Consider the following 7,936-nt stretch of genomic DNA (forward strand, 5'->3'; position numbering starts at 1 on the left):
CCTCCGAGGTGGGGGACTCAGTCCAGGACGCGGGTGAGGTCGGCGTCCTCGTAGCGGACCGGCTTCGAGCCGGTGACGAGCTTGTGACCGAGCCACAGCGCGAGGAACAGGGGCAGGCCGATGTACGCGCTGGCCACGGCCACGAGGTCCACGTCGCCCATGAACGCCTGGTAGTTCTGGCCGAGGATCACGACGGCGCACATGACCAGCGCGACGATCGGGCCCAGGGGGAACAGGAAGGCGCGGTAGGGCAGGTCCTTCGGGTCGTGGCCCTGCGCGACGTAGGCCCGCCGGAACCGGTAGTGGCTCCAGGCGATGCCCATCCACACGATGAACCCGGCCAGGCCCGAGGCGGAGACGAGCCACACGTAGGCGGCGCCGTCCCCGATGAACGTGGTCAGGAAGCACGCCGCGCCCACCGCGGTGGTGGCGTAGAGGGCGTTCATGGGCACGCCGCGCCGGTTCACCTTCGCCAGGAAGCGCGGGGCCTTGCCGGAGTCGGCCAGGGCCCAGAGCATGCGGGTGGAGGCGTACAGGCCCGAGTTGCCCGCGGAGAGGATGGCCGTGAGGATCACGGCGTTCATCACGGAGGCGGCGGCGAGCACGCCCGCGTTCTCGAAGACGAGCGTGAACGGGGAGATCGAGATGTCCTCGACGTCGCTGCCCAGCAGGTGGGGGCTGGTGTAGGGGATGAGGAAGCCGACGACGGTGATTGCGCCGACGTAGAAGAGCAGGATGCGCACGAACACGGTGCGGATCGCCTTGGGCACGTTCTTCTCCGGGTCCTCGGCCTCGCCCGCGGCCACGCCGACCAGCTCGGTGCCCTGGAAGGAGAAGCCGGCCACCATGAAGATCGCCAGGATGCCGGCGCCGCCGCCCACGAAGGGGGCCTCGCCGTCCGTCCAGTTGTGGAAGCCGGGGGAGGAGCCGCCGAGGATGCCGACGATCATCAGGACGCCGAGCACCAGGAAGATCACCACCGTGGCGACCTTGATGAGCGAGAACCAGAACTCGCTCTCGCCGTAGGCGCGCGTGGAGAGGGCGTTGAGGCCGAAGAGCAGCGCGAGGAAGATCGCGGACCAGATCCACGAGGGCACGTCCGGGAGCCAGTACCGCATGATCAGGGCCGCCGCGACGAGCTCGGCGGCCACCGTGATCGCCCAGTTGTACCAGTAGTTCCAGCCGATGGCGAAGCCGAACGAGGGGCTCACGAAGCGGGTCGAGTACTCCTCGAACGCGCCGGAGACCGGCAGGTACGTGGACATCTCGCCGAGCGACTGCATCAGCAGGAACACCATGAAGCCGATGGCCACATAGGCCACGAGGGCGCCACCGGGGCCGGCGGTCGCGATGGTGTTGCCCGAGGCCACGAACAGGCCCGTGCCGATGGCGCCGCCCATCGCGATCATCGTCAGGTGCCGGGACTTGAGGGTGCGTTGCAGGGAGCCGCCCTCATGGGTGGCGTGGGCGGCGGAGGCGGCCGGCGTCGACGGGGACGTCCGGGGTGCGCTGGTGTCCACGGTGGCCTTTCGGTGGAGGAGCGGTCGGACGCGCGTCGAAGGCCGCGGCGTCCCACCCTGCTGCACGGTGGTAGAAGGGTATCCCGGCCGGGCGCGTCCGTCAGACGGCGGGGACGAGTTCGGCGCGCAGCGCCGCCGTGAACGCGTCCACGTCCTCCTCGGTCGTGTCGAAGCCGCACACCCAGCGCACCTCGCGGCGCGCCGCGTCCCAGTCGTAGAACCGGAAGCGGGCGCGCAGCCGGTCGGCCACGCCCTCGGGCAGGACGGCGAACACGGCGTTGGCGTCCGTGGCCTGCGTGAACTCGACGCCGGCCAGCGAGCCGTCGGCGACCCCCGCCTCGATGCCGGCGCGCAGCCGGGCGGCCATGGCGTTGGCGTGGCGGGCGGAGCGCAGGTACAGGTCGCCGTCGAACAGGGCGAGCAGCTGCGCCGAGATGAAGCGCATCTTCGAGGCCAGCTGCATCTGGTTCTTGCGCAGGTACACGAGGCCGTCCGCGGCGTCCGGGTCGAGCACGACGACGGCCTCGGCCAGCAGCGCCCCGTTCTTGGTGCCGCCGAGGGAGAGCACGTCCACGCCGACGTCGGTGGTGAAGGCGCGCAGCGGCAGGCCCAGGGAGGCCGCGGCATTGGCGATGCGGGCGCCGTCCAGGTAGACGCGCATCCCGTGCTCGTGGGCGTAGTCCGTGATGGCCTTGACCTCGTCCGGGGTGTAGACCGTGCCGAGCTCGGTGGACTGGGTGAGGTACACGACCAGGGGCTGGGCGCGGTGCTCGTCGCCCCAGCCCCAGGCCTCGGCGGCGATCAGCTCGGGCGTGAGCTTGCCGTCGTCGGTGGCCACGGGCAGCAGCTTGATGCCGGCGGACTTCTCCGGCGCGCCGCCCTCGTCCACATGGATGTGCGCGGTGTCCGCGCAGATCACCGCGCCCCAGCGGGGCAGCATGGCCTGGAGCCCGACGACGTTCGCCCCGGTGCCGTTGAACATCGGCCACACGGTGGCGTCCTCGCCGAAGTGCTGGGCCACGACCTCCTGGAGGCGGGCCGTGTACACGTCCTCGCCGTAGGCGACCTGGTGGCCCCCGTTGGCCTCGGCGATCGCCGCGAGCACCTCCGGGTGGACGCCGGAGTAGTTGTCCGAGGCGAAGCCCCGCTCCTGCGGATCGTGGATCCTCTGCATGTCAGTTACGTTCCCTTCTCCTGGAGCGTGAGGACGGCGTCGTTCAGCGCGCCCGCCTCAGCCTTCCACAGTCGCGCGTACTCCTCGGCCAGCCGTTCCTCGAGCCCGGCGAGGGACTTCACGCGGAACACGACGGCCGCCGAGCGCAGCGGCGCCTCCGCGTCCCGGGCGGCCTTGGCCCAGCCCTGCGCGACCGCGCGGGTCCATGCCTCGCTCGCCGCCTTCACCGCGGCGTAGTTCGCGCCGCCGGCGAGCGGCCGGGTCACCGCCGTGGACGAGACGATCGCGAGGCGACCGGCGGACGAGGCCCGCAGGTCGTCGTCGAGGGCCCGGCTCACGTGCCGCAGCGCCGTGAACGAGGCCTCGAGGGCGCGGTAGTCGTCCTCGGTCTGGCCGGTGAGGCCCCCGCCGCCGCGCCAGCCGCCCACCAGGTGGAGCAGGCCGTCGATCCGGGTGCCGCGGGCGTGCAGGTCCTCCACGAGGCCGCGGACGGCGGCCTCGTCCGTGAGGTCCAGGGCCGCGGTCTCGGCGCCGAGCGCGGCGAGGGGGGCGAGCTTCGCGGCGTCGCGCCCGGTCGCGACGACGTGCGCGCCGGCGTCGAGGAGCGTGCGCGTGGCGGCCCGCCCCGAGGCGCTCGTGGCGCCCGCGATCAGGACGGCGCGGTCGGTCAGGGCGGCCACGGGTCAGGCGTCCGTGCCGCGGATCCCGGCGGTGGACTCGATGACGCCGCACATCTTCTTCTCGAGGGCCTCGAAGAACATGGACAGCGGGAACTCGTCGTCGAGCACGAGGTCGGTGTAGCCCTTGGGCGGGCCGGCGAGCACCTCGCGCGGCAGGCCCTGCGCCCACACGGAGGCCGGGTGCGGGGTGACCACGGAGGCGACGAGCTCGTAGGCCTGGAGCCAGTGCACGGTCTTGGGGCGGTCGATGGACTCCCAGTAGAGCGTGTCGATGGCGTCGCCCAGCTCGACGACGGCGTTGGCGAGCCGGTCCCAGTCCACGCTGAGCTCGACGTCGCGCCACTGGATCACGTCCTTGCGGTGCAGCCAGGCGAAGAGCAGCTGGCCGCCGAGGCCGTCGTAGTTGCGGACGCGGGAGCCGGTGAGGGCGAAGCGGAAGACGCGGTCGAAGAGGACGGCGTGCTGCACGAGCCCGGCGTGGCGGCGGGTCTGCTCCTCGAGGGCGGTGAGCTGCTCGCCGGCGGCGGCGCGCGCCGTGAGGCGGCGCTCGATCGCCACGCACTCGCGGAAGGCGGTCATGTCGCAGCGCATCTCCTCGAGCGTGTAGAGGAAGAAGGGCATGCGCTGCTTGATCATGAACGGGTCGAAGGGCAGGTCGCCGCGCATGTGCGTGCGGTCGTGGATGAGGTCCCACATCACGAAGGTGCCCTCGGCGAGCTCCTGGCTGGAGAGCAGTTCGGCGAGCTCGGCCGGGAGCTCGAGCTGGGTGATCTCGGCGGCGGCGGTGACGACCCGGCGGAAGCGGGCGGCCTCGCGGTCCTGGAAGATGGCGCCCCACGTGAAGGTGGGGATCTCGCGCATGGCCACGGTCTCGGGGAAGAGGACGGCCGAGTTCGTGTCGTAGCCGGGGGTGAAGTCGATCAGGCGCAGGGAGACGAAGAGACGGTTGCCGTAGTCGCCGGCCTCGAGCTCGGCGATGAACTCGGGCCAGATGGTCTCGACGACGAGGGCCTCCACGTGCCGGTCGGGGGAGCCGTTCTGCGTGTACATCGGGAAGACCACGAGGTGCCGGACGCCGTCGACGCGGTGCTCCTGCGGCTGGAAGGCGACGAGGGAGTCCAGGAAGTCGGGCTCGGCGAAGCCGCCGTCGGCCCAGCGGGCGAAGTCGCGGGGCAGGGCGGCGAGGTAGGCGGCGTCGTGCGGGAAGAGCGGGGCGAGCTCCTCGACGGCGGCGACGATGGTCTCCACGTGCTTGCGCGCGGCGGCGTGGTCCGCGGGGTCGGGGATGGAGCCGTCCTTGACCTGCAGGGGCTGCAGGGCGGTGGCGGCGGCCTTGAGGCGGAGCCAGGCCGGGTGGGTCTCGACGGTGCGCGCGTCGGCCGGGGTCTCCGGGACGACGACGTCGGCCTGGGCGGGCTGCAGAGTGGTGGACATGGAACCCTCCTGAGGTCGAATTGCCGGAAAATATCCGGTGACGCGGATCACTTGCCGGAAGGGTTCCATGAGGGCACGGGGCTGTCAACCCGGCGGCCGGGGCCGGCTGATAGCGTGCGGCGCATGGACGACCCTGTCGACGCGCGGCTCGCGGCCGCCGTCTCCCATGACCCGCGCGCCACGCTCGCCCAGCTCTCCGAGCGGGTCGGCCTGTCGACCTCCGCTGTGCAGGCGCGCCTGCGCCGGCTCGAGAGCACGGGCGTCATCACGGGCTACCGTGCGCTGCTCGACCCCGAGGCCGTGGGCAGGCCGCTCTCCGCGTTCATCGAGATCAGCCCGCTGGACCCGCGCCAGCCCGACGACGCCCCCGAGCTCCTCGAGTCCATCGCGGCGATCGAGGCGTGCCACTCCGTGGCCGGCGACGCCGCGTACATGCTCTTCGTGCGCGTGGGCTCGCCGCGCGAGCTCGAGGCCCTCGTGACGGAGATCCGCCAGACGGCGTCGGTGTCCACCCGGACCACCGTGGTGCTGCAGACCTTCTACGAGCACCGTCCCATGCTGGAGCTCCCGGTCGAGGACTGAGGGCGGGCGCTTCGGCCCCTCCGGTCACGCGAGAGGTCGGAATGAGGGCGGATCTGACGCTCATTCCGACCTCTCGCGTTCCCGGCTGCGGCAGTGAGTACCCCACCGCCCGTCCCGCTACGGTGATCCGCCCCCGCCTACCTCACCGACTCCGTCCCCGCCCGTCGCGGCCACCCGCTGGGGTTCGCCCACCGGGGCGCCGCCGTCGACCGGGAGAACTCCCTGGCCGCGTTCGTGGACGCCCACGCCGCCGGGTTCACCTACCTCGAGCTGGACGTGCGCACCACGGCGGACGGCGAGCTCGTCGTGTTCCACGACGAGGCCCTGGACCGTGTCAGCACGGGCCGTGGCCGGCTGCGCGACCACACGTGGGAGCGGCTGGCGGACGTCACGGTCGGCGGGGAGCCGCTGCTGCGCTTCGCCGAGCTGCTGACGGCGCTCCCCGAGGCCCGCCTCAACGTGGACCTCAAGGACCGTGCGTCGGCCCCGGCCCTGGCCCGCATCCTCGCCGAGCACGGCGCCTGGGACCGCGTGCTCGTGGCCTCGTTCCACGACTCACGGCGCCGCCTCTTCCGGCGCGCCCTCGCCCGCCTCGGCCACCCCGAGCGGGCGTACGGGCCGGAGCGGGTGGCGACGTCGGGCGGGGCGGCCGCCATCGCGGCGCTCGTGACGCTGGGCCCGCTGGGACTGACCCGCTGGCTGCGCCGGTACGCCCTCGACGTCGACTGCGTGCAGGTGCCCGTCCGGCACGGCCGCGTGCCCGTGGCCACCGCCGACTTCGTGCGCCGCTGCCACGCGGCGGGCCTGCCGGTGCACGTGTGGGTCGTGGACGAGCCCGCGGAGATCGAGCGCCTGCTCGACCTCGGTGTCGACGGGATCATGACCGACCGCGCCGACGTCCTCGCCGAGGTCTACGCCCGCCGCGGACTCTGGCCGCAGCGCTGACCCCCGCCCCTCAGAGCATCTTCGGCAGCAGCGCCCGCTTCATCCGCCCGTACGGCGGGTACGCGGTCTTGAGCGTGTCCACCTGGTCCGACTTCGTGATGGACGGGCGCAGGTGGGAGAACGTCTCGAATCCGTGGATGCCGTGGTACGCGCCCATCCCGGACGCGCCGATCCCGCCGAACGGCAGCGTCGCGATGCCGGCGTGCAGCAGGCCGACGTCGTAGCCGAGGCCACCGGCCTGCACCTGGTCGTCGAACGCGCGGTGGTAGCTCGGCCGGTCCGTGAACAGGTAGGCGGCCAGCGGGTGCGGGCGCTCCGCGATGAAGTCCAGGGCGTCCTGGAAGGTGTCCACGGTCAGCACGGGCAGGATCGGGCCGAACAGCTCCTCCTGCATGAGCGCGCCGTCCGGCGTGACGCCCGTCACCACGGTGGGCGCCATGTACCGCCCCGCCACGTCCACGTCGCCGCCGACGAGCAGCTCGGCGCCGGCGTCGAGGTCCGCCTGGAGCATCTCCTGCAGCCGCTCCGCGTGCTCGGCGGAGATGAGCCGGCCGTAATCCCTCGACGCGCGGGGGTCGTCGCCGTAGAACTCGCGCAGGGCTGCGGGGAGCTCGGCGGTCACCTGGCGCAGCGCGGCCTCGCCGACGGCCAGCACGTAGTCCGGGGCCACGCACGTCTGGCCCGCGTTGGTGAACTTCGCCCACGCGATGCGGCGGGCCATCGCGCCCGTGTTCCGCGACGGCGTCACCACCGCCGGCGACTTGCCGCCCAGCTCGAGCGTCACGGGGGAGAGGGTCTTCGCCGCCGCCTCGTAGACGATCCGGCCCACGCGCTCCCCGCCGGTGTAGAGGATGTGGTCCCACGGCTCCGCCAGCAGCGCGGTGTTGCACTCCTTGCCGCCCGCCACCACGGAGACCAGCGCGGAGTCCAGGTACTGCGGCACCAGCTCCCGCAGTGCCGCCGCCGTGGCCGGGGCCTTCTCCGACGGGCTGAGCACCACCGTGTTGCCGGCCGCCAGCGCGCCCACGACCGGGGCGAGCGCGAGCTGCACCGGATAGTTCCACGCACCGATGACCAGCACGAGACCCTTGGGCCGCGGCCGGACCTCCGCGCTCGCGGGCCGCAGGGCCAGCGGCAGCTTCACGGGCCGCGGCTCCATCCAGTCGGTCAGGTGCAGCAGCGCGTGGTCCACCTCGGAGCGCACCGAGACGATCTCCGTGATCAGCGCCTCGGTGGCCGGCTTGCCCAGGTCCGTGCCGAGCGCCGCGACGAACCGGTCCGCGTGCTCGGTCAGCATCCGCTTCAGGCCCTTGAGCTGGCGCACCCGCACCGCGCGGGGGTGGGCGGCGCGGGAGCGGGCGGCGGCGCGCAGACGCTCGACGGCGGCCCGCGGCTCCTCGGGTCGGGGCCCGGCCGGCGCGATCGGCAGGGCCTCGGTGGGCAACGGCTCGCGGACCGGATCGTCGGCGGGGGTGTCGGGGGAGTCGGTGGTCAGACCGGGGGGCTGCGTGCTCATGCCGGCCACGCTACCGAGCCGCCCTGTGCGACGGCAGGGCGGGTCGCGCGGGGGACGACGACGGCGCCCCGCCCTGCCGTCGCAC

7 protein-coding genes are annotated in these 7,936 nt (G+C 73.0%); 2 read left to right on the plus strand and 5 right to left on the minus strand.

The features are described 5' to 3' along the window. Positions 1-17: 17 nt before the first annotated feature. The 4 genes from J1M37_RS04600 to J1M37_RS04615 all read right to left on the minus strand — a co-directional run bounded on the left by J1M37_RS04600 (position 18) and on the right by J1M37_RS04615 (position 4,808). A complete protein-coding gene (locus J1M37_RS04600; protein WP_036316542.1) occupies positions 18-1,520 on the minus strand; it encodes an amino acid permease in 1,503 nt (500 codons plus the stop codon). Positions 1,521-1,620: 100 nt separating this feature from the next. Beyond that, positions 1,621-2,694 (minus strand): threonine aldolase family protein, encoded by a 1,074-nt coding sequence (locus J1M37_RS04605; protein WP_206452190.1) that lies wholly within the window; start codon positions 2,692-2,694, stop codon positions 1,621-1,623. Positions 2,695-2,699: 5 nt separating this feature from the next. Then, positions 2,700-3,374 (minus strand): SDR family NAD(P)-dependent oxidoreductase, encoded by a 675-nt coding sequence (locus J1M37_RS04610; protein WP_119217640.1) that lies wholly within the window; start codon positions 3,372-3,374, stop codon positions 2,700-2,702. Positions 3,375-3,377: 3 nt separating this feature from the next. Further along, complete coding sequence (locus tag J1M37_RS04615) at positions 3,378-4,808, minus strand: DUF6421 family protein (RefSeq protein WP_206452191.1); 1,431 nt, start codon at positions 4,806-4,808, stop codon at positions 3,378-3,380. A gap of 123 nt (positions 4,809-4,931) precedes the next feature. Here J1M37_RS04615 and J1M37_RS04620 point away from each other — a divergent pair, with 123 nt between their 5' ends. Together J1M37_RS04620 and J1M37_RS04625 are read left to right on the plus strand one after the other, a co-directional pair. Continuing rightward, the gene (locus tag J1M37_RS04620; protein ID WP_134417070.1) at positions 4,932-5,390 is read left to right on the plus strand and encodes an Lrp/AsnC family transcriptional regulator; all 459 of its coding nucleotides are present in this window, start codon (positions 4,932-4,934) and stop codon (positions 5,388-5,390) included. 177 nt (positions 5,391-5,567) lie between these two features. Further along, entirely contained in the window at positions 5,568-6,335 is a 768-nt protein-coding gene (locus J1M37_RS04625; protein ID WP_135019742.1) for a glycerophosphodiester phosphodiesterase, read from the plus strand. A 10-nt stretch (positions 6,336-6,345) separates the two neighbouring features. Here J1M37_RS04625 and J1M37_RS04630 read toward each other — a convergent pair whose 3' ends face one another. Then, positions 6,346-7,851, minus strand: coding sequence for an aldehyde dehydrogenase family protein (locus J1M37_RS04630; RefSeq protein WP_206452192.1), 1,506 nt, complete (start codon positions 7,849-7,851; stop codon positions 6,346-6,348). Positions 7,852-7,936 lie beyond the last annotated feature (85 nt).

Source organism: Micrococcus sp. KRD012, assembly GCF_017168555.1.
Taxonomy (GTDB): domain Bacteria; phylum Actinomycetota; class Actinomycetes; order Actinomycetales; family Micrococcaceae; genus Micrococcus; species Micrococcus luteus.

Bases quoted from the DNA above. Each gene is read 5' to 3' on its own strand.
- J1M37_RS04605 (WP_206452190.1), bottom strand. From the start codon at position 2,694: ATGCAGAGGATCCACGATCCGCAGGAGCGGGGCTTCGCCTCGGACAAC.
- J1M37_RS04630 (WP_206452192.1), bottom strand. From the start codon at position 7,851: ATGAGCACGCAGCCCCCCGGTCTGACCACCGACTCCCCCGACACCCCC.
- J1M37_RS04615 (WP_206452191.1), bottom strand. From the start codon at position 4,808: ATGTCCACCACTCTGCAGCCCGCCCAGGCCGACGTCGTCGTCCCGGAG.
- J1M37_RS04620 (WP_134417070.1), top strand. From the start codon at position 4,932: ATGGACGACCCTGTCGACGCGCGGCTCGCGGCCGCCGTCTCCCATGAC.